Here is a 26,279-nt window from a genome sequence, read left to right as displayed (position 1 = left end):
TTGATTCATATGAGTAAACATGTCAGCAGGAGGCGATTGCCATTAAAGGATTTTTTGTTGAATTGGGGCAAAACTCAGTTCTGATTACGGCTTTTACAGCATGGGCGATTGCCCAGATTACCAAAGTCATAACATTTGCGGTGAAGGAAAAGCGGATTAATTTTCGTCGGCTCGTTGGCACAGGAGGCATGCCCAGTTCGCACACGACATTTGTGGCCTCATTAGCGACCGGAATCGGGATTAAAGAAGGCGTTAATACATCGATTTTTGCTCTAGCAGTAGTTTTTGCGCTGGTAGTTATGTATGATGCAGCCGGTGTTCGCAGGGCTGCCGGAAAACAAGCCCAGGTACTCAATCGAATTGTTGATGATATTTATAAAAAGGATTTTCATCCCGAAAGGTTAAAGGAGCTTCTAGGACATACTCCTGTGGAGGTTTTAGTAGGGGCAGTATTTGGCATAGCCTATGCTTTTTACTGTTTAGGTGGATGATAGGAATCGGCTGTGGGCTTCCGATTCCAATCCAGACTAGAGAAGTTCTGCTGTCGCAGGTATACTGCGATATCCTTCTAATGCTTCCGAGAATGCAGCGACTGCATATTTGGCCCGTGGTGGAAGTGATTCCAGCTCAGTTAAATCGTGGGTGAAGGAGAGTTCATCTTTTGCTGCAGTGCCGATTAGTGTGTAAGGTTCAAAGGGCGTAGGCTGCCAGTAGATGTTGTAACCTGCGAGGTCTGGAGATGGTGATGGCTCCCATTCTAAAATTAACTGATTGTCTGCGTATTCTGCGGTCAAATTCTGCGGTGCTTGGGGCATGGTAAAGATTTCTGCAGTGATTGTCAGCTTTTCAAGAGGGGGCTCCCAGATGACTGTTTGTTCGCTCAATGGTTCGATGTCGATTATTTCCCACATGCCCGTGTCGATCCTGTCTGTGACGCGGAATGATTCTGTGTAGAGGGCAACGTTGAAGTTGTAGCTTCCGGGTGGGAGTTCATATTCACCTTCAATTGCTGCATCTAAGGAATCGCGGACAATTTCTTTGTATTCTTCGTTAAAGTAAACGCGGGCACGCATGATGTAATCTGCGTGAGGGTGAGATCCTAGATCTACAACTACCTTGAGTGTTCCAGATGCAGGTTTGAGCTGAAAGTCGAGCCTGGTAGGAGTGTTTGGGTAGACAACTACATCAGTAACGCTGTCGGCGTAAGTAACTTGTCCGTTGCTGTCGATCAGCTGCAGAGTTACTTCCCATGTGCCAATGGGTACAGTAATTTCTGCAGTCAGACTGGTGTCTGTTAGAGCGAAGCACTGCTCGATTGCGTGCTTGCCTCGCGAACAGACAATTTTAGCTGTCCAACTTTGCCCAGCAGCTGACGGCAGGTTTAGCGCGCTCACGGTGATTGTGCCATCGTCTGCGGGATTTGGACCACAGCCTGCCAACAGCATCACAGCTGCCAACAGGATCACGACATTATGCAGTTGTTTCTTCACACTTATTCCCTCCAGAACTTCTCTGGGTGTGGAATGGGACACCTACATTATACCATAAATCTGAAAATTATCAAAGGGGGATACGGACTTTATGAAAGCTGAATTGGTGATTATCGGTACCGAGCTCCTATTAGGGCAGACTATCGACACAAATGCTACTTTTTTGGCCCAAGAACTAGCCAAATTAGGGATTGGCGTCTACTATAAATCGACCGTAGGTGACAACTGGCTGCGGATGATCGAAGTTCTAGCCAATGCTTTATCCCGCTCGGATTTAGTAATCACAAGTGGAGGTCTTGGCCCAACCATGGATGACCTTACCAGAGAAGCGATTGCTGCGGTTGCAAACCGCCCACTTAAGCTTGACAGCCAGGCTTTAGCTGCGATAGAGGATTATTTTCGGCAGACAAACCGCACTATGAGTGAAAATAACCGCAAGCAGGCGTTTGTACCGGAAGGGTCAGTGATCATTCCGAATCGCTGGGGTACTGCTCCGGGAATAATCCTGAATCTAGGCCAAAAGACCATTATCGCTCTTCCGGGTGTGCCGCGGGAGCTGAAAGGCATGGTTAAGGAGACCGTTATTCCATACCTGGCTGAGAATGCCGCAGAAGGTGTGCTGATATCCCGCACCCTCAAGTTTGCCGGCATCGGGGAATCACAGTTGGTTGAAATTATCCATGAGGAGCTCAAGCTGCAGTCAAATCCAACTATCGCACCTTATGCCTCGATGGGCGAAATAAAACTGCGGATAACTGCTAAAGCAGATTCAGAAGGAGCCGCCCAAGAATTGATTAAGCCGGTTGAGCAGAGATTGATTGAACTTTTATCCCCCTATTATTTCGGTGCTGATGAGGATACCTTGGAAGCTGTAGTAGGAGCAATGCTTCTTAAGAGATCAGAAACTTTGGCAGCGGCGGAGTCATGCAGCGGCGGCTTAATCGCTAACCGCATCACAAATGTACCGGGAAGCTCAGAGTATTTTGAACGGGGTTATGTCACCTACAGCAACGAAGCTAAAATTGAGCTGTTGGGTGTGGATCCGGAGCTGATTAAAAAGTACGGTGCCGTAAGTAGAGAGGTAGCGGTGCAGATGGCAGAAGGAGCGCGGAAAAGGGCAGGAACTGATTGGGCAGTAGCGGTTACCGGCATAGCCGGTCCCGGGGGCGGCACAGAAACTAAGCCGGTTGGACTGGTACACATTGCAGTTTCTTCAAAAGGCCATACTATAGCAGAAGAATTTCGGTTCAAAGGTACCCGCGAGGAGATAAAGCACCGTGTTTCGCAAGCAGCTTTAAACCTTCTGCGTCGGGAGCTGGACCAGAACAGCTAGACTTCGAGGAGGACTGGTTGATGGCAGAGCGTCTGTACCAGGAAAGAAAACGCTGTCTTCCTTACATATTTGCATTTTTGGGAGCAATAATTGTACTCAATTTAGTTGGGTCTGCTGTGTTTCGAATCGACCCATTAGAAGTCACGGTTGAGATTGATATCGGTTTTCCTGGCTACACTTTGGTGCGGGTACCGCCCATTGGCAGTATTCGCGCGCGAACTCATAATTACCAGCCGCTGCAGCTGGTTTTAACTCTAACTAATATCGACTTGGACAGCCTGCGCAGCGCTGCTTTTTCCACGGATTTAGGCACTCAGGCAGCTTTGGTGGAGTATTTCAGCAGTAAAATCAATCAGGTGATCGGCGCTGCGATTCTGAAAATGATGCTGATCGCCGGAAGCGGAGGCTTGCTGGGTGTTTTTCTTTTTGGACAGCGGCGGTTAATTGATTTACTTACTGGATTTGCGATCGGCAGTGTATTAATTTTGGCGATATTGACCTCAGTCTATTTTAGCTATGATATTCAAGCCTTTGCCAATCCCCAGTATATGGGCATTATTGAAGCCGCGCCCTGGATGCTCGGTTTGATCCAGGAAGGATTGGTAAAGGTTGATGAGCTCGGCGAGCAGATTCAGAGTCTAGCTGCAAATTTATATACTGTTTTTAATCAGATTGAAAACCTTCAAGATGTGAGTTTGATTCAAACCGACCTAACTGTTCTCCATGTGTCTGATATTCACAATCATCCTGCCGCCTTTGATTTTATGGCGCAGGTTGTCAGCGCATTTCCGGTTGATCTGATCATTGATACTGGAGATTTAACCGATTGGGGCACTCCTCTAGAAGCGGAAATTGTTGAACGCATTGAAAAACTGGATGTGAGCTATTTGTTTGTTTCAGGAAACCACGAAGCTCCTGATGTCATCAGCCGGTTAAAAGATACGGAAAATGTGATCCTGCTTGGACCTGACCCGATTGAAGTGATGGGCTTAACTATTGCGGGATACCCTGATCCGGCAGTCCAGGACTACTCCCCGAGGGGGGCTTCACTCGCAGAATTAAACGAAATAGCTTCCCGGATTAATGAGCAGTTCAGCGGTCTAGACCATAAAATCGATATTTTTGCAGTTCATAATCATCGAATTGCCGGTCAAATTGAACCAGGTGTTTTTCCGGTGGTCGTCTTCGGACACAACCATCAGCAGTTGCTGCAGCAGGTTGACAACACCATTTATATCAACGCGGGAACCACAGGGGCTGCCGGCATTAGAGGGATTCAGAGCTCACAAGCAGTACCCTTCAGTCTTGCCCTTCTTTATTTTACCTATGATCAGGAGCTGGAACGGCATGTGCTGGCAGCGGTTGACAGCATCCAGGTGCAGAGTCTGCAGCAGAGTTTTTCATTGGAGCGGACATTCATTACATACCCGGGCAGGAATCGGCAAGAAAACGTCGAAAATGATAGCGAGGAATCAGACTAGCTTGCAATGAGGTGAACGTTTCGCAAGAGCTCTCCTCTTTTTTATTAGCTCAAAAAGCGAACAAAGGTTTTCTTATTATCGTTAAATAGGAGTGAAAATCACCATGAATGAAGATCGGAAAAGAGCTTTAGATACAGCCATTTCCCAGATTGAAAAGCAGTTTGGCCGCGGTTCAATTATGAAATTAGGCGAAGCTGCTTCAAAATCTGGTATAGAAGTCATACCTACAGGATCTTTGAGTTTGGATCTTGCTCTTGGTATCGGGGGAATTCCCCGGGGCAGAGTAGTTGAGATCTACGGACCGGAAAGTTCCGGTAAGACTACCTTGACCCTGCATATTATGGCTGAAGCCCAGAAAATGGGTGGAGTTGCCGCTATGATTGACGCAGAGCATGCGCTTGATCCTGTTTATGCCCGTAAACTCGGTGTTGATATCGATAACCTCCTAATATCCCAGCCTGACCACGCTGAGCAAGCTTTAGAGATTGCTGAGCATTTAGTGCGCAGTGGAGCAGTTGATGTTGTGGTGGTTGACTCCGTTGCTGCTTTGGTACCGAGAGCTGAAATTGAAGGAGAAATGGGAGATGCCCACGTTGGTCTCCAGGCAAGGCTGATGTCTCAGGCACTGCGCAAACTAACAGGAGCAATCAGTAAGTCAAACTCAACCGTGATTTTCACCAACCAGCTCCGGGAGAAAGTGGGCGTAATGTTTGGCAACCCAGAGACCACTCCAGGTGGACGGGCGCTGAAGTTCTATGCTTCGATTCGCTTGGATATCCGCAGAATTGAAATGATCAAGCAGAACAATGAAATGGTGGGCAACCGCACTAGAGTGAGAGTACTGAAGAATAAACTGGCACCGCCTTTTAAAGAAGCGGAGTTCGATATTATGTACGGTGAGGGAATTTCCCACACCGGTGATGTTTTAGATATCGCTGCCGGTCTTGATATTGTCGCTAAGAGCGGAGCCTGGTATTCATATGGCGATATGCGCCTTGGCCAAGGTCGGGAAAATGCCAAGGACTTTCTCAGACAGAACCCGGAATTGTTGATGGAGATAGAGCGAAAAGTCAAAGTTCATTACGGATTAATCCAGGAAGAGCCGGATAAAGATGACAAGAAAGCAGAACCAAAAGAACCAAAAGCCAAATAACCCAAAAGAGCGGGCGGTAAGGCTTTTATCTTACCGCAATTATACCAGCGCCGAGCTGCGCGAGCGGCTTGAGCGTGAAGACTACTCGCTTGATGAGATTGAGTCAGCAATCGGATGGCTGGAGGAGATCGGATATCTTAACGATCAAACTACCGCTGAATTATGGGTTGATCATCGCAATCGCTTCCGACCGACAGGAATTTATGGCTTGAAGCGCGAATTAGAACAAAAAGGCGTAGATGCCGAAATCATTGATGCAGTCATAAATACACCGGAAGAAGATTATGATCTAGCATTAAAATTGGCCAAGACTCGATTGGAAAGGCTGAAGAATCTGCCTACCCAGAAGCAGTACCAGCGCACAGCTGGATTACTGCAGAGGCGGGGGTTTAGCTGGGATGTTATCAATAAGGTTTTAGGCTCCTTGTTTAATTCCTCACTTGACACTGATCTGTAAAAGGTCTAAAATAAAGCTGAGGTTTAACATCTCAAATGAGGTCTATGAGTAATTGAGGCCGAGTTTTATGCTCGGCTTTATCTAATCATGCCACTAGTAGGAGGTGAACAATATACAAGTATTTGTGGAAATTATTAAGTATGTCGTCATTGCTGTCATTGCAGGGGCAGTTGGCTATTTTGTGCGCAGAACCATCGCCGAAGCAAAGATTTCGTCAGCTGAAGCCGAAGCAGAGAGAATCATAACTGAAGCAAAAAAAGATGCAGAAACCAAGAAGCGGGAAGCGCTGGTAGAAGCTAAAGACGAAATCTATAAAATGCGAAGTGATATGGAACGGGAAAACCGCGAGCGCAGAGTCGAACTGCAGCACCTTGAACGCCGCCTAGTTCAAAAAGAGGAAAGCCTCGACCGCAAGAGTGAAGCTCTCGAGCGCAAAGAGGAGAGTTTAAACAACAGTCGGAAAGAGGTCGAGAAGCTTCGTCATGAAGTTACCACGGTTCTAGAGGCGCAGCGAGCTGAGCTGGAGCGGTTATCCGGTTTAACTGCTGAGGAAGCGCGTACGCTCATTCTCAAACAAGTTGAGGATGACGTTAAACATGAAGCTGCAATGATGATCAAAGAAGTTGAAGCCCAAGCAAAAGAAGAAGCAGAGAAACGGGCACGGAACATTATTTCACTTGCAATTCAAAGAACTGCAGCAGATCATGTTGCAGAGACTACAGTATCTGTAGTCAGTCTGCCGAACGATGAGATGAAGGGCAGAATTATCGGACGTGAAGGACGCAACATTAGGGCGCTCGAAACTCTCACCGGAATAGATCTGATTATTGATGACACACCGGAAGCGGTGATTTTATCCGGATTCGATCCAATTCGCCGGGAAATTGCCCGTATTGCCCTAGAGAAACTGATTGCTGATGGACGCATTCATCCAGCTAGGATTGAAGAAATGGTAGAGAAAGCACGCAAAGAGGTAGATGCTGCGATTCGCGACGCCGGTGAGCAGGCTACCTTTGATGCGGATGTGCATGGACTGCACCCCGAGCTGATTAAATTGCTGGGAAGACTGCAGTTTAGAACCAGCTATGGACAGAATGTACTCAAGCATTCGGTGGAAGTTGCTCATTTAGCGGGAATCATGGCAGCGGAGCTTGGTGTCGATCCTCGTCTTGCGCGCCGCGCAGGGCTGCTGCATGATATCGGTAAGGCCATTGACCATGAGGTTGAAGGTACCCATATTGAAATCGGAATTGATCTGCTGAGAAAATATAAAGAGAACGAGGATGTCATTCACGCAATGGCTTGTCACCATGGTGACTATGAACCTCAAACGGTTGAGGCAGTGCTAGTTGCTGCTGCAGACGCAATTTCTGCGGCTCGTCCCGGTGCCAGACGTGAAACTCTGGAAACCTATATCAAACGGCTGCAGAAACTTGAGGAGATTGCCAATGGCTTCGATGGAGTTGACAAATCATATGCGATTCAAGCTGGTCGCGAGATTCGCATCATGGTCAAACCTGATCGAGTCGACGATGTGCACGCTGCCAAAATGGCCCGTGATATCGTTAAACGCGTTGAAGCTGAACTTGAGTATCCCGGTCAAATTAAAGTTACAGTTATTCGTGAAACACGAGCTGTTGAATACGCTAAATAAGCCAGGTGCATTAACCTGGCTTTATCCATAATTGGAGAAAGAGGTTTATGGAGTTGAAAGCACTCGATGACAGCAACTCACCACAGGTTAAAATGATGATTGGAGTACTGCTGAGGTTTTGGCAGATCGGGCTGATCGAATATGATTCTATTTCCAAACAGTGCAGGATTTCAATCTACCTAAAACAGATTTCCGAAGCAGAGTTTAGCGAACTTAAAGAAAAAATTCATTCCCATCTTAAAGTGCACAGCAGGTTGACTAAACAGGATAACAGTGCCTTAGTCGATATCGAACTGACAAACAAGGGTGAATTGTTCCAGATTATGATTAAGCGGGTAGTGGACTCCATGTTTCGGAAAGATATAACTATCGCAACAGAACTAATTACGAACTATCTGTCAGCAGAGCGGATTTTTTCTGATGAGTTTGCCCTGTTCGATGATCTGATCAGTGATGATGAACTGGATTCACTTATTTTGGATGCGCTGAGTGACCAGTCGGATTTAAAGCTGAGGGGAATCAGATCCGATGGCCGGCTGGCAGTATACCCTACAAAAGCTGCTGATTGAGTTTTAATCAGAGGAGGATCTATTTGAGAGTATTGTTATTAGGAGATATCTGCGGACGTCCAGGCCGGGATATCGTGAAGGAGAAACTGCCGGAGATTCGGAGCACATATCAACCGGATTTAGTGATTGCAAATGGCGAAAACGCTGCCGGCGGTTTTGGTTTAACCAAAAAAATAGCTGAAGAACTTTTCGGACTTGGTATCGATGTGATTACCAGCGGAAACCACATCTGGGATAAAAGGGAAATCTACCCGTATCTGGGCGCAGAAGCCCGTTTGTTGAGACCGGCAAATTATCCCCCAAGTGTTCCTGGTAATTACTTGTATTATGCAAAAGTGGGCGAACAAAAAGTGGCGGTAATTAATTTGATCGGTCGGGTTTTCATGGGTGATTTTGACTGTCCTTTTAGGAAGATCGATGAAATTTTAGCCGAGACCAGTTCCGTTACACCGATTTCGATCATAGACTTTCATGGAGAGGCCACTTCCGAAAAGCAAGCCTTCGGCTGGTATGTCGATGGTCGGGCCAGCGTGGTCGTTGGCACCCATACCCATGTTCCGACTGCGGATGAGCGGATTCTCCCGGGCGGAACTGCCTATGTTACGGATCTGGGAATGTGCGGACCAATGGATGGGATTCTCGGCATGCAGCGTGAGCCGATTATTAGAAAGTTTACAGATCAGCTGCCGACAAAGTTTTCGGTTGCCAAGGGTGACCGTCATTTGTGTGGAGTATTAGTTGATATAGACAGTTCTGGCAAGGCTCTGAAAATTTCCCGAATTTATTACGAGAAAAAAATTATGTAAAAAAAGGAATTTTGGCCTCGAGGCGTAATATATATATATATACGGCGGAAGTAACAGAATTGAAGAAGATTTGCAAAGGGAGGTCACTTACACATGGAAGTATTAAAGGTTTCGGCAAAATCTAGTCCAAATTCAGTTGCAGGAGCTTTAGCAGGTGTCTTGAGAGAACGTGGGAGAGCAGAGGTCCAAGCGATTGGTGCAGGCGCGTTAAATCAGGCGGTCAAAGCTGTGGCTATTGCACGAGGTTTTGTGGCCCCGAGCGGCGTAGATCTAATCTGCATTCCAGCATTTACAGACATCATGATTGATGATGAAGAGAGGACTGCAATAAAACTAATTGTAGAGCCTCGGTAGTGTTCTATCCAATTCATCGAAGCCTGTTTGTGTAATGCAAACAGGTTTTTATTTTATTCTGAGGTGATTTTCCCATGTTTATCTTTGATGCCCATATAGATACATTAGGTATTCTCGCGGAGCGGGGCTGCGAGGATCTGGCAGCCCTTACCGACAGCCATGTTAATTTGGAAAAAATGGAAAAGGCAGGAATTAATGCCCAGTTCTTCGCTGTTTATGTCCCCAGCCGCTATCGTTTCGGTTTAGCTCTTCATAAAGCAATGGAAATGATCGATATTTTTTGGCAGAATGTTGAACGTTATCCCGAGAAACTGCAGCCTCTTTTGAATCGCGAGGACTGCCGGATTTTAGAGACAAACAGACAGCCAATCCGCTGTCTGCTGTCAATCGAAGGCGGGGAGGCGTTGGAAGGCAGTCTCAGCAATCTCCGCAACTTTTTTAAATTAGGAGTCAGGGCGCTGACGCTTACCTGGAATCACCGCAATGCGCTGGCGGATGGAGTCGGTGAAGGGAAGTTCGCTTCCGGTTTAAGTGAATTTGGGCGCGAAGTGGTGGACGAAATGAATCGGCTGGGGATGATTGTTGATGTATCTCATTTAGCTGAACCAGGTTTTTGGGATGTTGTAGAAGTAAGCAGTCAGCCGATTATTGCTTCCCATTCCAATGCCTATAGGCTCTGCGGCCATCGCCGCAACCTGACTGATGAGCAGATCAAAGCCATCGCTGATTCAGGTGGAGTAATCGGTGTAAATTTCCATCCCGGTTTTTTGGCTGATCCGCCCCGCACAGCGAGTATTGATCATGTTGTGGAGCAGATTCTCTATCTGCTGAAACTTGGCGGCAGCGATACACCGGCTTTGGGGTCTGATTTTGATGGAATCAGCAGCACTCCTGCCGGATTGGAAAATGTGGAAAAAACACCAAATTTGATAACCAAACTGGAAAAGCAGGGAGTATCGGAAACCCTCATCGAAAAAGTAATGGGAAAGAACCTGCTGCGGGTGGTCAGCCAAGTCTTACCTGAAAAGAGCTCATAGAAGAGCTCTTTTTTTGGTTATACTACTACCGGAGGTGGAAGCAATGGCTGTAATAAAAGTAATCGAATTAGTCGGCCAATCCAAAACAAGCTGGGAAGATGCTGTAAAGGCTGCAGTTAAGGAAGCCTCAAAGACGATTAGACACATCAGCGGTGTGGAAGTTCTCAACTGGACCGGAAGGGTTGATGACGATGAAATTGTTAAGTATAGAGCGAATGTCAAGATTGCATTTAAAGTAACCTCAGATGACTAGGAATTTTCCGGGTTAAGGAGGTAGATTTCGGGAAATACTATTAAGGGATAAAACTGAAAATGAGGTGATGTAATGGATTGGCTGAGTGCTGTCGTCCGTTTTGTTGTTTCAGCACTCGTACTGATGGCGGTTGGCTTTGTCCTTCCGGGATTCAGCATGATGGGATTTTGGAACGCCTTATTAGCCGCAGTTGTAATCGCTGCTATCGGTTGGGTGATTGAAGCGACACTCGGCAGGCGAGTTTCGCCATACAGCAGGGGCATTGTCGGTTTCTTAGTCTCCGCTGTAGTAATCTGGACAGTCCAATTCATAGTGCCTGAAATGGAAGTTACGCTCATCGGTGCGCTATTGGCAGCATTTGTCATCGGCATAATTGACATGTTTGTTCCGACAACAGTACGATAAAAAGCGCCATTTTTACAGGCGCTTTTTATAAAGCATGGATAAGGGGATATGCTATGGCGGTACCAGTTGAAAAAAACTTGAAGCAGAATTTGGAGTATTTAAAGGAAAAGCTGGGTATTGGCATCACATTTGATATTATTGTACGGGAAATTTGTATCGGTGAGCGTGATGCCGCGCTGATATTTATCGATGGGTTTGTTAAAGACCGGGAAACTTCTGCGATCATGAAATCCCTCATGGATGTACCGCGGGGGCAGTTAGGGGTTAACGGGATAGAAAAGATTCTTACCCGCTATCTCCCCTATTTTGAGGTGGATACAACTGATGATTTGGAGGAGGGGATCGACCAGCTGTTGGCCGGTCCGATGCTGATGCTGGTGGATGGTTTGACCAGCGCTGTGGTTATTGATGTGCGGGAGTATCCGGTCAGAGGAGTAGAAGAACCTGATTTGGAGCGGGTTACCCGCGGCTCTCATGAAGGATTTGTGGAAACAGCAATCTTCAATACCAATCTGGTGCGCCGCCGGATTCGCGATCCTAAACTGCGTTTTGAAGCAATGCAGGTAGGTCAGCGTTCCAAAACTGACGTTTTTATCGGCTACATTGCAGATATAGCTGATGCGGGTTTAGTAAAAGAGGTTAAAAAGAGAATTTCCCACATCAAACGGGATGCGCTGCCCATGGGAGGTAAGAACCTAGAGGAGTATATTCTCGGCACATCAATTAATCCTCTGCCGGTAACCCGCTACACAGAGCGACCGGACGTTGCCGCTGCCCATATGTATGAAGGTCATGTCTGCATCTTTGTTGATACGTCACCTTTTGCGATGATAGTGCCGGTAACAGCCTGGCATTTTACCCAACACGCTGAGGAATACTTTCAAAACCCTCCGGTAGGAACTTATCTGCGGTGGGTTAGAACCATGGGTATTATTTTGTCTATGCTGCTGATCCCGGTATGGTACGCGCTAGTTCATACTCCAAATCTGCCGGATTGGCTGAGCTGGTTGGGTCCAACCGAAGAAAGTGTGGTGCCGCTGTGGTTTCAGTTTGTTATTCTGGAGATGGGCTTGGATATGATTCGAATCGCCTTAGTCCATACCCCCAATGCGCTGGCAACCTCTCTTGGTATTGTAGGGGCAATTCTTTTGGGAGATTTGGCAGTTACGGTAGGGATTTTTGTTCCGGAAACGATTCTTTATATCGCGGTTGTAGCGATCGGTACTTTCGGCACCCCCAGCCTCGAGTTTGCCTGGGCACTGCGGCTGTTTCGCTTTCTGATTTTGTTCAGCACATTCCTGTTTCACTGGATTGGATTCGGGATAAGTATTTTAGTCACATTTTTAATTTTTGGGCTGACAAAATCGTTTGGACTGCCGTACTTGTGGCCTCTGGTTCCCTTTAATGGACCGGCCTTGCTGCGGATTATTTTCCGCTATCCAATACCGAATATCACTATGCGCCCGAAAGCAATTGCTAAAGACAAAGATCGCGATGTCCGCAGTAAATAATCCGGGGGGATGGATATGAGAGTGGGAATCGCAAGAGGATTATATTACTACCGCTATTTTCCGTTTTGGCAGGCCTTTTTTCAGGGCTTGGGGCTGAAAGTGGTTGTTTCCGATCCCACGACTAAGCAAATTCTCGACTTTGGCCAAGCCGCAGCGGTTGATGGCATATGTCTTCCGGTTAAGGTATTCATTGGGCATGTTCAAAACCTGATCGAGAAAAACATAGACCTTCTCTTCATACCTTATATTATCAGTGTAGAAAAGGCGGAATACATCTGTCCCAAGTTCATGGGTCTCCCTGATATTGTTGCGAGCAGCATCCCGCAGCTGCCGCCAATGCTGTCCCCGACAATCGATGGACGCCGCGGGTCACTCAGGATAATGCGAACCTACCTGAACTTGGGACTGCGCTTTGCTCCTCTGCCAAAGGTGCTCCGCGCTTATTATGACGGGATTTATCAGCAGCATGAGTATGAACACAATCAAATAATAAAAGAATGCCGATCAGAGGACAAACTGCAGATCGGCATCCTCGGGCATGAGTATTTGATCCATGATGAGTTTGTATCGATGGGGATTAAAAAAAGACTTGAGCAGGCTGGATGTATTACAGTTGCGGTCGAAAATTTAGATGGGGAGACGCTTAAGGCTAATAGTAGTTTTCTTAAGAAACGGATGTTTTGGACTTCAGGTAAACGTATCCTAGGGGCGGCAAACTACTTTGCTGCCAGAGTTGATGGGATCGTATCGCTGATGTCTTTTGCCTGTGGAACTGACTCGTTTACCATCGACTTGGTGGAGCGATACTGCCGCCGCAGCCAGATTCCCCATCTGCTGATCAGTCTTGATGAACATACAGGACAGGCTGGCGTTGTCACCAGAATCGATGCCTTTGTCGATCTGCTGCAGAGGAGGAAAAACCGTGAAAATCACTGTTCCGCACATGGGTAATGTCTATATTGCGGTTGAAGCACTGCTAAACGAACTTGGCCATGATTTTATTATTCCGCCTCAAAGCAGCAAGCGGACGCTTACTTTGGGAACGAAATACAGCCCGGAAACAGTTTGTCTGCCCCTTAAACTTGGGATCGGAAACTTCCTGGAAGCAGTTGAGCTGGGAGCAGATACAATCCTGATGGTAGGAGGCAGAGGACCCTGCCGCCTCGGGTACTATGCAGCGCTGCAGGAAGAAATCCTGAGTGATTTGGGCAAACAGGTTGATTTTATTGTGCTTGATCATCCTAAAGAGGATTTTGCAAAACTGAAGTCCCAAGTGCTGCCTTTAATTAAAAAGAGGGGCATTAGGGCACTTTTAAGGGGCCTCGTTCTTGCTTGGGAAAAGTTAGTCGCAGTAGAAAAGCTCGAACGCACCTCTCACTATGTTCGCCCGCGGGAATCAGAACCCAGAATTACCAGTAGGCTGTTGGAGAAGATTTTGCAGGACTTGCGCGATGCAAATACTATAACTGGGATCCGGCGAGTGTGCCGGCAGGGATGTGAAGCTCTGCTTGACGCAGCTGACAAGACCAAAAATGTGCGGCTTAAAATCGGCATTGTAGGTGAAATTTACACTATTCTCGACCATTTTTCGAACCTAGACTTAGAAGAACGTTTAGGTCATCTGGGATCTGAAGTATACCGCACTGTCAGTTTGGTCAGGTGGCTGAAGAACCATGTGATCCTATCGTCCTTAGGCTTATACAGCAATAAACCGCTGATTAACCAAGCCCGGGGTTATCTGCACGCATCGGTAGGCGGCCACGGCTTAGATTCTGTGGCTCAGACTGTGAAACTAGCTGAGCAAAAATTCGATGGGATTGTTCATATTCTGCCGTTTACCTGTATGCCTGAAATTATTGCCCAATCGATTCTGCCTCGTGTAGCAGCTGATTATCAGACTCCGGTACTGTCACTGGTTGTGGATGAGCACACCGGGGAAGCTGGATTTCAAACGAGGTTGGAGGCCTTTGTGGATCTATTGGCCAGACATGCCAAACGGGCAGAAGGGGGACAGGAACTTGGAAAACCACTCAGTTTATCTCGGCGTTGACGTTGGATCGGTCAGCACTAATCTCGTGGTTTTGGATGCATCCAGCTTGGAGGTAATCAGCAAGATTTACTGCCGAACCCAAGGACGTCCAATTCAAGCGCTCCAGAAAGCTGTAGAGCAGATTGCGAAGCAGGGCTCCTGGCAGGTTGTTGGTGTCGGAACTACCGGAAGCGCTCGCCAGTTAGCCGGAGTGATGCTGGGGGCGGATGTAGTAAAAAATGAGATCACAGCTCACGCCCTTGCAGCTCTCCATCAAGAACCGGATGTCCAGACCATTATCGAGATTGGGGGACAGGATTCAAAAATAATCATTCTGCGGGACCAAGTGGTTACAGATTTTGCCATGAATACAGTCTGCGCTGCGGGTACAGGTTCCTTTCTCGACCAGCAGGCAGGTCGCCTTAATATTCCCATTGAGAAATTTGGTGATATTGCCCTTCAAAGCCGCAGCCCGGTGCGGATTGCCGGCCGGTGTACTGTTTTTGCAGAATCGGATATGATTCACAAACAGCAGCTCGGGCACGGTATTGCGGATATTCTTGCTGGTCTCTGTGATGCGATGGTCCGCAATTACCTGAATAATGTCGGTAAGGGCAAGGAAATAAAGGAGAAGATACTCTTTCAAGGTGGTGTAGCAGCCAATAAAGGGATGCGCCGCGCTCTTCAGGAGGCCTTAAACGCAGAAGTGCTTGTTCCTGCTCACTTTGATGTAATGGGAGCTATTGGAGCTGCGCTTTTAGCTCATGAACAGATCAGCAGAGGCAGTCAGACAAACTTCTATGGTTTTCAAATGGTTGACAGTGTGTTCGAAAACCGCAGCTGGATCTGCCAAGATTGTGCCAATCACTGTGAAATTGTCGATATCCTGCGCGACGGTCAGATCATTGCCAGCTGGGGATCGCGATGTGGCAAGGTCCAAAGCGGCATGGAATCAAGCTCTCGTCTTGCTATCTCTTAACTCTTGTGCTAAAATATTACTATCGATTATTGATGTTTCATCCCCCGCCCAAGCGGGGGTTTATATTTAGATGGTTGGGGAGGAGCCAATTTGAATTTCTGGACAGAACATATTAATCAGGCCGGACACCTTGTGATCGGAGGCTGCGACTTAGTCGATTTGGCTTCCCAGTATGGAACTCCATTTTATCTTTTAGATGAAGAAAGACTAGTCAGCAATATTAATCGATATAAACAGGCTTTCAGCAAACTGCCTAACTGCGAGATTATCTATGCCGGTAAGGCATTATTAACGGTGGGTATCGCTAGATTTATGGCGAATCAAGGGCTTTCCCTTGACGTGGTCAGCGGCGGTGAGCTCTATATTGCTTTACAGGCCGGATTTCCGCCGGAACGGATTTATTTCCACGGGAATAATAAGTCCCCTGCCGAATTGGAGTCGGCACTTCAGGCAGGAGTTGGCAGAATCGTAGTTGATAATCTCTATGAGCTTGAGGTGTTATCAGGTTTAGCGGAAAAACTAGGCCGCAAGGCAGATATTCTGCTGCGGATTATCCCTGGTGTTGAAGCGCATACCCACACCTATATTCAAACCGGCCAGCTTGATTCTAAGTTTGGGATCAGCATCGCCCACAACCAAGCTGTAGATGCAGTCAAAAAAGCGGCTGCTGCGCCGAATTTGAATTTAAGGGGACTGCACTGCCACATCGGCTCGCAAATTTTTGAGTTGGAGAGCTATGCGAAGACTGTGGAGGTCATGGTTGGTTTAATGGCAGAAGCTGCGAAGCTTGGTATTAGACTTAGTGAACTGGATCTGGGCGGTGGTTTGGGCATTAAGTATGTGCCCGAGGATCATCCAGCGTCGGTCCAGGCCTTAGGCGATCTGCTGACAGAATCACTTGCTGACGCCTGCGGCAGCCATGGAATCCCCATGCCCAAGGTGATGGTTGAACCCGGCCGCTCATTAGTGGGGGATGCAGGTGTTACTGTCTACCGTGTTGGTTCCATTAAGGAAAATATCGGTGGTCGCACCTATGCAGCAGTTGATGGCGGCATGGGCGATAATCCCAGAGTCGCATTGTATCAGGCTAAGTACCACGCAGTGGTGGTCAACAAGGCTGATCAGGAGCCGGAGAAACTCTATACGGTTGTGGGAAAATACTGTGAATCCGGCGATGTCCTGATTAATAATATTAAATTGCCCCGTTTAGAACCTGGTGATCTGCTGGCTGTCTTTAGTACCGGAGCGTACAACTATGTCATGGCCAGTAATTATAACGCTGTTCCCCGGCTGCCTCTGATTGCTGTCTACAAAGGAACCAGCGATATTCTGGTGGAACGGGAATGCTATGAGGACTTAGTCAGACTGCATCGGATTCCCGCGCGGTGGTCGGACTAGATTTAGTCAGGAGGAAAAACCATGGGTTTGGGAATGCATTTACAACAGCTTAATTTGGAACAGCTGGTTTTCCGTGTTATTGCAGCTTTGTTTGCCATATCGGTTCACGAGCTAGCTCACGGTGCAGTGGCGTACAAGCTTGGCGATCCTACTCCTAAAGCGCAGGGAAGATTGACTCTCAATCCCCTCAAGCATCTCGATCCAATTGGAATTCTGATGTTGGTTTTTTTCAGAGTTGGCTGGGCCAGGCCGGTGCAGATCAATCCCCTGTATTTTAAGAATCGCCGCAGAGATGAAATTTTAACGGCGGTTGCCGGTCCATTGGCCAATATTACTGTAGCGTGGATCTTAAATCTCCTCAGCGTCTTTGTACTGCGTCTTCCTGTCAACGGCCAGACATGGTATCTTTTGTATACGCTTTTAGTGATCAATTTCCAGATCAACATCTGGTTAGCGGCCTTTAATCTGGTACCTCTGCCGCCTCTGGATGGTTCGAGGATCCTTGGCAACCTGCTGCCGTTAATATGGCGGATTAAGTATGAGCGCATTGCCCCTTACGCACCGCTGATCCTGATTCTGGGGGTTTGGACCGGTTTGCTGATGTGGGTTGTCAGTCCGATTGCCAATTTTTTGATTTGGATCATCCAAGTGCTTTCATTATAGATTTTAAACGATAACGACAAATAGGTGGGAGCCATGGGATATTTAGTTAAGCTGGAAGTGTTTGAAGGTCCGTTCGACCTGCTTTTGAATCTGATCGATCAAGCTGAGATCGACATTATGGATATTCCCATTGCTCAGATTACCGAGGATTACTTAGGCTATCTGCGCCGAATGCAGGAGCTTGATTTGGTTGTGAGCGGCGATTTTTTGGTGATGGCAGCAACTCTGCTGCAGATTAAGGCGAAGATGCTGCTGCCGAAAAAACCAAAACTTGATGAGAATGATACTGATGATGAAGAGGATCCCCGCGATCAGCTGGTAATGCAGCTGTTAGAGTACAAGTTCTATAAAGAAGCTGCCGAAATTCTTAAAAACCGGGCTGAGCAGATTACTGTTTTTCCACGGGTGTATCCTGAACCTAGTGAGCAGAAACCACCAGTTTTTGCTAATCCTGTTGGAGATGCTGATGCTCGAACTCTGGCTAATATGTTTGCGCAGGTTTTGAGCGCTTTAGAAGAAAGCAAAAAGGTATCGTATGTCAAACGGGGACTGAGTGTAGCTGAATGTATTGGCAATATCCGCTTAACGCTCCTTAAGCAGGAGAGTGTTTCATTTAGCGATTTGCTGGTGCACAGAGATCGGGCTTTTATTGTAGTGACATTCTTGGCGGTATTGGAATTAGTGCGCATGCGGGAGATTAACGCAGTGCAGAAGCATGATTTTGGTGATATCCGGTTGATTAGGAGGTAAGCAAGTGACTTTAGAAGAGTCCTACAGGATTATAGAAGGGCTGATTTTTGCTGCCCCTTATCCGCTAACCATAAAAGAAATTAGTGAGATTATAGCAATAGATGAGAAACTCACAGCCAGATTGGTTGAGGATATCGCTGAGAAGTACCGGAACTCTGGATTTATATTGAGGAATGTGGCGGGAGGATATCAATTCGTCACCCGTCCTGAGCTGAGCGAGTGGATTGAGAAACTTGGGCGGAAAGTGATCCACACACCCTTATCAGCTCCCGCTTTAGAAACACTGGCAATTATAGCTTATCAACAGCCGGTCACCCGAGCTGAAATTGAAAAGATCAGGGGAGTGCGGGCGGACAGCGCCATCAATACTCTGTTGGAGCGGGAACTAATTGCTGAAGTTGGACGGAAAGACGGGCCGGGTCGGCCGCTCTTGTTTGGAACGACCGAGAAGTTTTTGCTGGAGTTTAATCTAAAATCATTAGATGATCTGCCGCGCCGCTCTGAGTTTCCGCAGCTTGCAAGCACTGATGAATAAGCCTAACCAAAATTTGAAAAATTAAGATCGAGAGATGGAGAGTGAAGCCATGCTGCTCGGTCTTTTTTTATTGGCAGGTGCGCTGTGCGCGGCCCTGCTCCTGCTGCCCTTTTACTTAGAACTGGAATACCTTCTGCATCAGACAAATGGAAGCTGGAAGATAATCTTTTGGATTTGGAAACTGCCGATTGCAGTGCGGGTATCACATCTTGAGCGGCTCGGAACCCGCTGGCTGACAGAGGCAAATATTCAAGTTCCCAAGGCTTCCCGGGATGTTTTTACGGTCACATCCCTTGAAAAACTGAAAAGGCTGCTCAGTACCCCGCTGCCGCGGGCAATTAAGTTCGGATCGAAACTCGCTTTGTTTTTGTTAAGAGAAATCGAGAAATTAGAAGTTAAACTGCGATACAGTACTGGAGAAGCTGCCCTGACCGGTATTTCTGCCGGCGCGGCTTGGGGACTGATCTCGATTGCGCTGAGTATTATCGGCAGCCGCGTGAGGTTTCTCCATCAACCTCAGATTCAGATTAAACCCGTATTTGGACCGATTCAATTCGAATGCTGGTTTCACTGTATATTTAAGATCCGTCTCGGTCACATTATTGTTAAGTACATCAAACAACAACTGAAGCTGGGGAAAGGAGGCTGCAGATATGGAAGAGAATCATCCGATTGAAGGTCTGATGGAAACCGCAATGGAAAGCCTCAAAGCAATGGTTGATGTTAATACAATTTTGGGTGATCCGGTTGAGACCCCAGATGGGAATGTGATCGTTCCGGTGAGCAGAGTCAGCTTTGGCTTTGCAGCCGGGGGAACAGAATTTCAAGGCCAGAACGACAATTCCGGCGGTGAACTGCCTTTTGGCGGCGGCAGCGGCGGCGGGATTTCGTTAAATCCGGTAGCCTTTCTTGTGGTAGGCAATAATGAAGTGCGCCTACTGCCGGTGGACAATACTGCCATCTATGACCGCTTAGTAGACATGATCCCAAAAGTAATCGATCAGATTCGGGGTACTGCTGACCAGAAACAATTTGAAATCTAAGGCCGCGGCAGGAGGGGAGTTTCCCCTCTTTTTTTCTTGTAAAAATCTGTTCAGTCAGGTAAGATGTTATTCATGAGGGAGCAGTGATGTAAATGAAAGAAAGACTGCAGAAAGTAATTGCTCATGCTGGCATTGCCTCACGCCGCGCCAGTGAAAAGTTGATCACAGCCGGGCGGGTAACAGTAAACGGCAGAGTAGTTACGGAACTAGGCACAAAAGTTGATTTGAGGTATGATACGGTCAAAGTAGATGGTAAAGCGATCCGATCAAAGGAGAAGTATGCCTACTATCTTTTAAATAAACCGCGGGGTTATTTAACCACTGTCAAGGACGATCGGGGCAGAAAGACAGTAATGGATCTTTTGACCTCGGTTGAAGAGCGGGTCTATCCTGTGGGTCGTTTGGACTATGAATCTGAAGGTCTGCTGCTGTTAACTAATGATGGACAGCTTGCTAACCGCCTGATGCATCCTAAATATGAGGTGCGCAAGTTTTATCTGGTGGAGGTGATCGGGGAGGTCTCAGAGGATGATTTAGCGGTGCTGCGATCTGGTGTTGAACTGGAAGACGGCATTACCAGACCCGCCTATGTGGAGTTGTTGTCATCTACTCCTCGTAAGTCAGTTCTTAAGATCGGCATTCATGAGGGCCGCAACCGCCAGGTTCGCCGCATGTGTCAGGCTCTCGATCTGTCTGTGCGCAGGTTGATCCGCACTCAGTTCGGTCCAATTAAGCTGGGAAAACTAGCACCCGGCAGCTGGCGGCAGCTGACAGAGCAGGAAATTGGCAAACTCAGACAGGCGGTGAAGCGCCGTGGCAAATAGAGTGATAGTTGTCGGAGGAGGAGCCGCAGGATTGATGGCAGCAGGTACGGCAGCCGGACAGGGTGCTGATGTACTGCTGTTAGAAAAAAATGATCTTCCAGGCAAAAAGATCCGCATCTCCGGCAAGGGACGCTGCAACATTACCAACGCCCGGACAATTCGGGAGTTTATTGCTCATTATCCGGGCAATGGTAAATTTCTTTACAGTGCCCTCCACCGCTTTACAAATTCAGATTTGATCAATCTGCTGAGTCAGTATGGGCTTGAAACCAAGGTTGAGCGGGGGCAGAGGGTATTTCCGGTATCCGATGATGCTGACCAAGTTGCCGATACCTTGATTCGCTTCGCTAAAGATTCAGGTGCAAAAATTAAGCCCAACACGCAAGTTAAGAAAGTGGTTGCTTGGGATGGGAAAGTGCAGGGTGTAGATACTAGCAGTGGTTACTATGAGGTGGACCGAGTAATTATTGCCACCGGTGGAGCCAGCTATCCCGGAACAGGCTCAACAGGCGATGGCTATACTTTTGCCAGGGAGCTTGGACACACAGTGACACCAATCTTTCCGGCGCTGGTAGCATTGAAAACCAGGCAAACCTGGGTAAAGCAGGTTTCCGGCCTGAGTTTACGGAATGTAACTGCCAAACTTTCCAGTGAAGGAGAAAGCGTCAGCGAATTTGGTGAGATGCAGTTTGCCCATTTTGGAGTTACAGGGCCGATCATTCTGACCTTAAGCCGCCAGGCAGCGCTGTGGTTGCGGGAGGGTCGAACTGTAACCATAACCATAGATTTAAAACCGGCTTTAACAGAGGACGAACTGGACAAAAGAGTTCAGAGAGATTTTCAGAAGTTTCAGCGCAAGCAGTTTAAAAACAGCCTCAGAGAGCTGTTGCCGAAGAGTCTGATTCCGGTAATGATCGAGCGGTCGCAGATAGCACCAGAAAGGCCGGTTAACCAGATTACCAAAGCCGAAAGGCTGAAGCTGGTTCAGCTGTTAAAGCGGCTGGAACTGGTCATTACAGATACTCTTCCCCTCTCATCGGCGATTGTTACCGCCGGAGGTGTCAATGTAAATGAAATCAATCCAAAAACAATGGAATCAAAGCTGATACAAGGTTTGTATTTTGCTGGGGAAGTGATCGATGTGGATGGTGTAACCGGTGGATTTAATCTTCAGGCTGCATTTTCAACAGGAAGTACAGCAGGATTTTATGCGGCTCAGGGTTAATTGATAAAGGAAAAGAAAGGAGATGCGGACTTTGGTACGTGCAGTAAGGGGAGCAATTACTGCTGCCAAAAACAATGAACAAGAGATAATTGATGCTACCAAATATCTGCTGTCAGAGATGATTAAGCAGAACAACCTAACCGAGGATGATTTGATCAGCATCATTTTCACGGTAACTCCGGATCTCGATCAAGCTTTTCCGGCTCGAGCAGCGCGTGAGTGCGGCTTTACCCAGACACCTCTGATGTGCTCTGTTGAGATCCCGGTTCCCGGCAGTCTGCCGCTGTGCATTCGGATTTTAATCCACTGTCATACAAGCCTAAGTAAGGCAGAAATTCGCCACCTATATCTGCGGGATGCAGTAAAATTAAGGCCTGATTTAGTAAAGGATGTGGAGTAATGACAATTAGGTATCGGAGCGAATTGGACCAGATTACACCATATGTTCCCGGCAAGCATATTGATGAAGTAAAACGGGAGTATGGCGTATCTGATATTATTAAATTAGCGTCAAACGAAAATCCCTTGGGAATGGGCAGCAAGGCTCGCAGCGCTATTCTCGAAAATCTTGACAGCGTCCATGTGTATCCTGACGGCAGCGCAGTTGGTTTGAGAAATAAGCTTGCGAAGCAGTTGGCAGTTGAACCTGAGCAGATTATCGTCGGCAACGGCTCTGATGAGCTGATTAAATTAACTGCCGAAACTTATCTGATGCCGGGTGACGAGGTGATTATCTGCGAACCAACTTTTTCCCAGTATCGGTTTGCTGCTGCTTTAATGGGAGCAAAAATTGTTTCGGTTCCGCTGGACAACTATCGGTATGATTTAAATGCCATGGCGGAACAGATTTCTGAACATACTAAGATTATTTTCGTGTGCAATCCCAATAATCCCACCGGCACTATTGTTGACACAACCGAACTGGAGCGATTTTTAAGCGGGGTACCCAAGCAGATTCTGGTAGTTATTGATGAAGCTTACTACGAATATGTCAGGTCTGATGTTTATCCGCAGACGATCGATTTGCTGCAAGACTATCCCAATCTATTAATCACGCGGACTTTTTCAAAAATACATGCTCTCGCTGCTCTCCGCGTTGGATATGGAGTAGCTGATCCAAGTGTTATTAACGCAATGCTGAAGACCAAAGAGCCTTTTAACGTGAACTCTTTGGCTCAGGCTGCAGCCGCCGCCGCGTTAGATGATCAAGATCATCTGCAGCGCAGTATAGAAGTGAATGAGCTGGGCAAGCGGTATTTATATGAACAGTTTGCAGAGATGGGGCTGGAATCCATCCCGACAGAGACCAACTTTGTTTTAGTCGATCTAGAATCGGATGCAGATGCGGTATGCCGTCAGCTGATGGCGCGAGGTGTGATTATCCGCTCGGGTGCTTCATTTGGACTGCCCAGCTGTGTACGGATTACGATTGGAACTATGGAGCAGAACCGCAGGATGATGGGTGCTTTAAAGGAGGTTCTGGCATGCAGATAGCGATCGACGGACCGGCAGGCGCAGGTAAAAGCACTGTTGCTAAGCTGGTTGCCAGCAGACTCGGGTATCTGTATATCGATACAGGAGCGATGTATCGTGCCTTAACCTACCTGGTACTAGAAGCGGGAGTGGAGCCTAGTTCTGAGGAGGAAGTACATCGGATTCAACAGCAGATGGATCTGCGTTTGGTTCCTGCTGCGGATGCGTTGGTTTCCTGTCGGGTATTTATCGGAGATACAGAGATAACCGAAGCAATTCGCAGACCAGAGGTATCCCAGTACGTTTCTATTATTGCGAGTCATCCCAAAGTGCGCTCTGGTATGGTCAGAATGCAGCAGCAGCTAGCGGCTGCCAATAATGTTGTGATGGATGGCCGGGATATTGGTACAACTGTTCTACCTGATGCCGATGTTAAAGTTTTTCTCTGTGCATCAGTGGAGGAAAGAGCTCGCCGCAGGTATAATGAGCTGGTAGCAAAAGGCCATGATCTTGATTTCGGTAAATTAGTGTCCGATCTCAAACAGAGGGATCATCTTGACTCCACTAGAGCGGTCTCACCACTGCGCAAAGCCGATGATGCAGTTGAGATTGATACTACCGATTTAACTGTTGCCGAAGTGGTGGAACAAGTTTTAAAGTTAGCTGCGCGGAGGGAGAAAAGTGTATAGAGTACTGCGGCTGATAGCGCTGATTCTGTTCAATATTTGTTTCCGAATAAAGATTGTCGGTTTAGAAAACATTCCGGATCGAGCGGGTGTCTTGGTGGCAAATCATGTCAGCATGCTGGATCCAGTCATGCTCGGAATTGCCGTTAAAAGGCCGGTTCATTTTATGGCAAAGGCGGAGTTATTTAAAAACCGCTTGTCGGCATGGTTTTTCGGCCAGCTGCATGCGTTTCCCGTCCACCGCGGAACTGCTGATACAAGTGCAATCCGCACTGCTTTGCAGATTCTGCGTGACAATAAGCTGCTGGGTATTTTTCCTGAAGGTACGCGAAATAAAGGCGAAGAGCTGCTGCCGTTTCACAGCGGGGCAGCGATGCTGGCGCAGCGGACTCAATCACCAATTGTCCCTGTACTAATTCGGGGAACCGAGAAACTTCGCTTTCGTCAGAAAATTGAAGTGCTTGTCGGCAGGCCAATTCAGCCAAAAGAAGGTAAAAAGGCAACCAAAGAAGAACTAGCTGAAATAAATAATTTGATTTTTGAACAATTTACTAGTCTTAATAGGCAGGAATTTAAGGCTTAAGCGAGAAATGAAACAGAGAAATGATTTTAGATAGGAAATTATTTCGAGAAAGATGACATACTATAAGGGAGTATAATTTAGATTGTGTTTTAACCTATACTGGCTTTTCATAAAAACTTATACATATTATGAGAAACAGTGATAGGTATAAATATAATAAATGTAGTGGAAGTTGTCCTGAGGTTGGGGCAGTAAGATGCGCTTGTCTCCGGACTGGTAATCGAGGGGGTTATTGAGAGAATGAGTGAATTCACAGAGGAAAAAGTTGTAGTCAATGGTCCAGTTGACCAAGACGAGACGAAACAAGAAGTTGAGACACCTGAAGCTGAGGTCGAAGCAGTTGAAACTCAGGCAGCAGAGACTAGCGGAGATCCTGAAGTTTCTCATGAGGAAGTAATGCAGGAGTATTCTGATATGCCTACACCTGTACCGAACACAATCATTTCCGGTAAAGTTGTTCAGATCGGTACTGATGAGGTACTTGTAGATATAGGTTACAAATCTGAAGGCCGGATTCCCCTTAACGAAATGGGATTAAAGCCAAATCAGGAACCAAAAGATGCTTTTGCTTTAGAGCAGGATATTGATGTATGGGTGCTCAAGGTTGACGATGCTGAGGGCAATGTAGTGCTGTCCAAACGCAGAGCTGATGCTCAGAAAGCATGGGCGGAATTAGAACAGCTCTATGCTGAAGGCAAACCAATTACTGCCGAAGTCACTCAAGTGGTCAAAGGCGGCTTATTGGTAGACCTTGGAGTGCGCGGGTTTATTCCTGCCAGCCATGTATCCCGCAACTATGTCGATGATTTAGAAAAATATGTAGGCCAGACGCTTGAATTAAAGATTATTGAGCTGGATCGCCAGAAGAATAATGTTGTGCTTTCCCGCAAAGATCTCTTAGAAGAAGAATATCAAAAAGCTAAAGAAGAAATCTTCAATACTCTGGAAGAGGGAAGCGTTGTTGACGGTGTTGTCAGAAGAATTACCGACTTCGGTGCTTTTGTCGATATCGGTGGCGGAGTAGAAGGTCTGCTTCACGTATCAGAAATGGCTCACAGCCGTGTTAAACATCCCTCTGATGTTGTTTCTGAAGGTGATCAAGTTAAAGTTATGGTCCTTGGTCTCGATAAGGAAGCAGAGCGAATTTCGCTCGGCCTGAAGCAAACTCTTCCGGATCCATGGGATACTATTGAAGAAAGATATCAAGTAGGTGACAAAGTCAGCGGTATTGTCACCCGCACAGTTGATTTTGGTGCGTTTGTTAAGCTTGAAGACGGTGTCGAAGGCTTAATTCACATTTCACAGCTGGCTCACCGCCATGTGGCTAAAACTGACGAGGTTGTGAAATCCGGTGACGAAGTTGAAGCGAAGGTTATCAGCCTTGATCCGGAAGCAAGACGGATTGGCTTAAGCATCCGCGAGTTAGAGCCGAAGCCGGAAGTGAAAAAAGAAGTTAAGAAGATGGAGAAAGTCGAAGAAAAACCCGAGGAAGAAGAACAGCTGACTACTACTCTCGGCGATATGTTTGGCGATTTGTTCAAAGACCAATAAACTAAAAGAAACTTTTAAGGATCTTGTTTTACGACAA

General features: G+C 47.1%; 30 protein-coding genes. 29 read left to right on the top strand and 1 reads right to left on the bottom strand.

Going from position 1 to position 26,279, the window contains the following annotated elements; all coding sequences use genetic code 11:
• The first annotated feature begins 41 nt into the window (after window positions 1-41).
• Window positions 42-491, top strand: coding sequence for a divergent PAP2 family protein (locus tag GX019_03525; GenBank protein HHT36229.1), 450 nt, complete (start codon window positions 42-44; stop codon window positions 489-491).
• Window positions 492-527: 36 nt separating this feature from the next.
• Here the strand turns inward: GX019_03525 and GX019_03520 are convergent, their stop codons facing one another.
• Window positions 528-1,490, bottom strand: a complete 963-nt coding sequence (locus GX019_03520) for a fibronectin type III domain-containing protein (GenBank protein HHT36228.1) — start codon at window positions 1,488-1,490, stop codon at window positions 528-530.
• A gap of 91 nt (window positions 1,491-1,581) precedes the next feature.
• On the opposite strand from GX019_03520, the gene GX019_03515 reads away from it, so the two are divergent.
• From GX019_03515 to rpsA, 28 genes are all read left to right on the top strand, one after another.
• Entirely contained in the window at window positions 1,582-2,823 is a 1,242-nt protein-coding gene (locus GX019_03515) for a competence/damage-inducible protein A (GenBank protein HHT36227.1), read from the top strand.
• Window positions 2,824-2,843: 20 nt separating this feature from the next.
• Window positions 2,844-4,304, top strand: coding sequence for a metallophosphoesterase (locus tag GX019_03510; protein ID HHT36226.1), 1,461 nt, complete (start codon window positions 2,844-2,846; stop codon window positions 4,302-4,304).
• 91 nt (window positions 4,305-4,395) lie between these two features.
• On the top strand, window positions 4,396-5,457 hold the full coding sequence (recA, locus tag GX019_03505) for a recombinase RecA (protein ID HHT36225.1): 1,062 nt from the start codon (window positions 4,396-4,398) through the stop codon (window positions 5,455-5,457).
• The gene (locus tag GX019_03500) at window positions 5,417-5,914 is read left to right on the top strand and encodes a regulatory protein RecX (protein ID HHT36224.1); all 498 of its coding nucleotides are present in this window, start codon (window positions 5,417-5,419) and stop codon (window positions 5,912-5,914) included. Before recA ends, GX019_03500 begins: the two co-directional genes overlap by 41 nt.
• Before the next feature lie 112 nt (window positions 5,915-6,026).
• Window positions 6,027-7,568 (top strand): ribonuclease Y, encoded by a 1,542-nt coding sequence (gene rny / locus GX019_03495; GenBank protein HHT36223.1) that lies wholly within the window; start codon window positions 6,027-6,029, stop codon window positions 7,566-7,568.
• A 47-nt stretch (window positions 7,569-7,615) separates the two neighbouring features.
• Window positions 7,616-8,137 (top strand): hypothetical protein, encoded by a 522-nt coding sequence (locus GX019_03490; GenBank protein ID HHT36222.1) that lies wholly within the window; start codon window positions 7,616-7,618, stop codon window positions 8,135-8,137.
• A gap of 23 nt (window positions 8,138-8,160) precedes the next feature.
• Window positions 8,161-8,943 (top strand): TIGR00282 family metallophosphoesterase, encoded by a 783-nt coding sequence (locus tag GX019_03485; protein ID HHT36221.1) that lies wholly within the window; start codon window positions 8,161-8,163, stop codon window positions 8,941-8,943.
• A gap of 93 nt (window positions 8,944-9,036) precedes the next feature.
• Window positions 9,037-9,297 (top strand): stage V sporulation protein SpoVS, encoded by a 261-nt coding sequence (spoVS, locus tag GX019_03480; protein HHT36220.1) that lies wholly within the window; start codon window positions 9,037-9,039, stop codon window positions 9,295-9,297.
• 74 nt (window positions 9,298-9,371) lie between these two features.
• On the top strand, window positions 9,372-10,334 hold the full coding sequence (locus tag GX019_03475; protein HHT36219.1) for a membrane dipeptidase: 963 nt from the start codon (window positions 9,372-9,374) through the stop codon (window positions 10,332-10,334).
• Between the two features lie 43 nt (window positions 10,335-10,377).
• Window positions 10,378-10,587: a dodecin domain-containing protein gene (locus tag GX019_03470; protein ID HHT36218.1), complete on the top strand. Its 210-nt coding sequence runs from the start codon at window positions 10,378-10,380 to the stop codon at window positions 10,585-10,587.
• A gap of 72 nt (window positions 10,588-10,659) precedes the next feature.
• Window positions 10,660-10,992, top strand: a complete 333-nt coding sequence (locus tag GX019_03465) for a phage holin family protein (protein ID HHT36217.1) — start codon at window positions 10,660-10,662, stop codon at window positions 10,990-10,992.
• A 53-nt stretch (window positions 10,993-11,045) separates the two neighbouring features.
• Window positions 11,046-12,503, top strand: a complete 1,458-nt coding sequence (locus GX019_03460; GenBank protein ID HHT36216.1) for a spore germination protein — start codon at window positions 11,046-11,048, stop codon at window positions 12,501-12,503.
• A gap of 15 nt (window positions 12,504-12,518) precedes the next feature.
• Complete coding sequence (locus tag GX019_03455; protein ID HHT36215.1) at window positions 12,519-13,454, top strand: hypothetical protein; 936 nt, start codon at window positions 12,519-12,521, stop codon at window positions 13,452-13,454.
• The gene (locus tag GX019_03450) at window positions 13,426-14,553 is read left to right on the top strand and encodes a CoA protein activase (protein ID HHT36214.1); all 1,128 of its coding nucleotides are present in this window, start codon (window positions 13,426-13,428) and stop codon (window positions 14,551-14,553) included. Before GX019_03455 ends, GX019_03450 begins: the two co-directional genes overlap by 29 nt.
• Window positions 14,492-15,511, top strand: coding sequence for a 2-hydroxyglutaryl-CoA dehydratase (locus GX019_03445; protein HHT36213.1), 1,020 nt, complete (start codon window positions 14,492-14,494; stop codon window positions 15,509-15,511). Before GX019_03450 ends, GX019_03445 begins: the two co-directional genes overlap by 62 nt.
• 90 nt (window positions 15,512-15,601) lie before the next feature.
• Window positions 15,602-16,909 (top strand): diaminopimelate decarboxylase, encoded by a 1,308-nt coding sequence (lysA, locus tag GX019_03440; GenBank protein ID HHT36212.1) that lies wholly within the window; start codon window positions 15,602-15,604, stop codon window positions 16,907-16,909.
• Between the two features lie 21 nt (window positions 16,910-16,930).
• Window positions 16,931-17,572, top strand: coding sequence for a site-2 protease family protein (locus GX019_03435; GenBank protein ID HHT36211.1), 642 nt, complete (start codon window positions 16,931-16,933; stop codon window positions 17,570-17,572).
• A gap of 33 nt (window positions 17,573-17,605) precedes the next feature.
• Window positions 17,606-18,322: a segregation/condensation protein A gene (locus GX019_03430; protein HHT36210.1), complete on the top strand. Its 717-nt coding sequence runs from the start codon at window positions 17,606-17,608 to the stop codon at window positions 18,320-18,322.
• A 4-nt stretch (window positions 18,323-18,326) separates the two neighbouring features.
• The gene (scpB, locus tag GX019_03425) at window positions 18,327-18,857 is read left to right on the top strand and encodes an SMC-Scp complex subunit ScpB (protein HHT36209.1); all 531 of its coding nucleotides are present in this window, start codon (window positions 18,327-18,329) and stop codon (window positions 18,855-18,857) included.
• A gap of 49 nt (window positions 18,858-18,906) precedes the next feature.
• Window positions 18,907-19,533 carry a DUF2953 domain-containing protein gene (locus GX019_03420; protein ID HHT36208.1) on the top strand — a complete coding sequence of 209 codons (627 nt, stop codon included), beginning with the start codon at window positions 18,907-18,909 and terminating at the stop codon, window positions 19,531-19,533.
• Window positions 19,511-19,900: a sporulation protein YtfJ gene (gene ytfJ, locus GX019_03415; protein HHT36207.1), complete on the top strand. Its 390-nt coding sequence runs from the start codon at window positions 19,511-19,513 to the stop codon at window positions 19,898-19,900. Before GX019_03420 ends, ytfJ begins: the two co-directional genes overlap by 23 nt.
• 92 nt (window positions 19,901-19,992) lie before the next feature.
• The gene (locus GX019_03410; GenBank protein ID HHT36206.1) at window positions 19,993-20,724 is read left to right on the top strand and encodes an rRNA pseudouridine synthase; all 732 of its coding nucleotides are present in this window, start codon (window positions 19,993-19,995) and stop codon (window positions 20,722-20,724) included.
• 34 nt (window positions 20,725-20,758) lie between these two features.
• Entirely contained in the window at window positions 20,759-21,949 is a 1,191-nt protein-coding gene (locus tag GX019_03405; GenBank protein ID HHT36205.1) for an NAD(P)/FAD-dependent oxidoreductase, read from the top strand.
• A 22-nt stretch (window positions 21,950-21,971) separates the two neighbouring features.
• Window positions 21,972-22,349 (top strand): chorismate mutase, encoded by a 378-nt coding sequence (gene aroH, locus GX019_03400; protein ID HHT36204.1) that lies wholly within the window; start codon window positions 21,972-21,974, stop codon window positions 22,347-22,349.
• The gene (locus tag GX019_03395) at window positions 22,349-23,443 is read left to right on the top strand and encodes a histidinol-phosphate transaminase (protein HHT36203.1); all 1,095 of its coding nucleotides are present in this window, start codon (window positions 22,349-22,351) and stop codon (window positions 23,441-23,443) included. The genes aroH and GX019_03395 overlap by 1 nt, the downstream gene beginning before the upstream one ends.
• Window positions 23,434-24,111, top strand: coding sequence for a (d)CMP kinase (locus GX019_03390; GenBank protein HHT36202.1), 678 nt, complete (start codon window positions 23,434-23,436; stop codon window positions 24,109-24,111). Before GX019_03395 ends, GX019_03390 begins: the two co-directional genes overlap by 10 nt.
• Entirely contained in the window at window positions 24,104-24,691 is a 588-nt protein-coding gene (locus GX019_03385) for a 1-acyl-sn-glycerol-3-phosphate acyltransferase (GenBank protein HHT36201.1), read from the top strand. The genes GX019_03390 and GX019_03385 overlap by 8 nt, the downstream gene beginning before the upstream one ends.
• A gap of 240 nt (window positions 24,692-24,931) precedes the next feature.
• Entirely contained in the window at window positions 24,932-26,242 is a 1,311-nt protein-coding gene (gene rpsA, locus GX019_03380; protein HHT36200.1) for a 30S ribosomal protein S1, read from the top strand.
• The last annotated feature ends 37 nt before the right edge of the window (window positions 26,243-26,279 follow it).

It is taken from the genome of Bacillota bacterium, assembly GCA_012837335.1.
In the GTDB taxonomy this organism is placed as follows: Bacteria; Bacillota; Limnochordia; order Darwinibacteriales; family DTU012; genus DTU012.
Note: the sequence above shows the minus strand (reverse complement) of the source record. Positions and strands in the feature narration are given on the sequence as shown.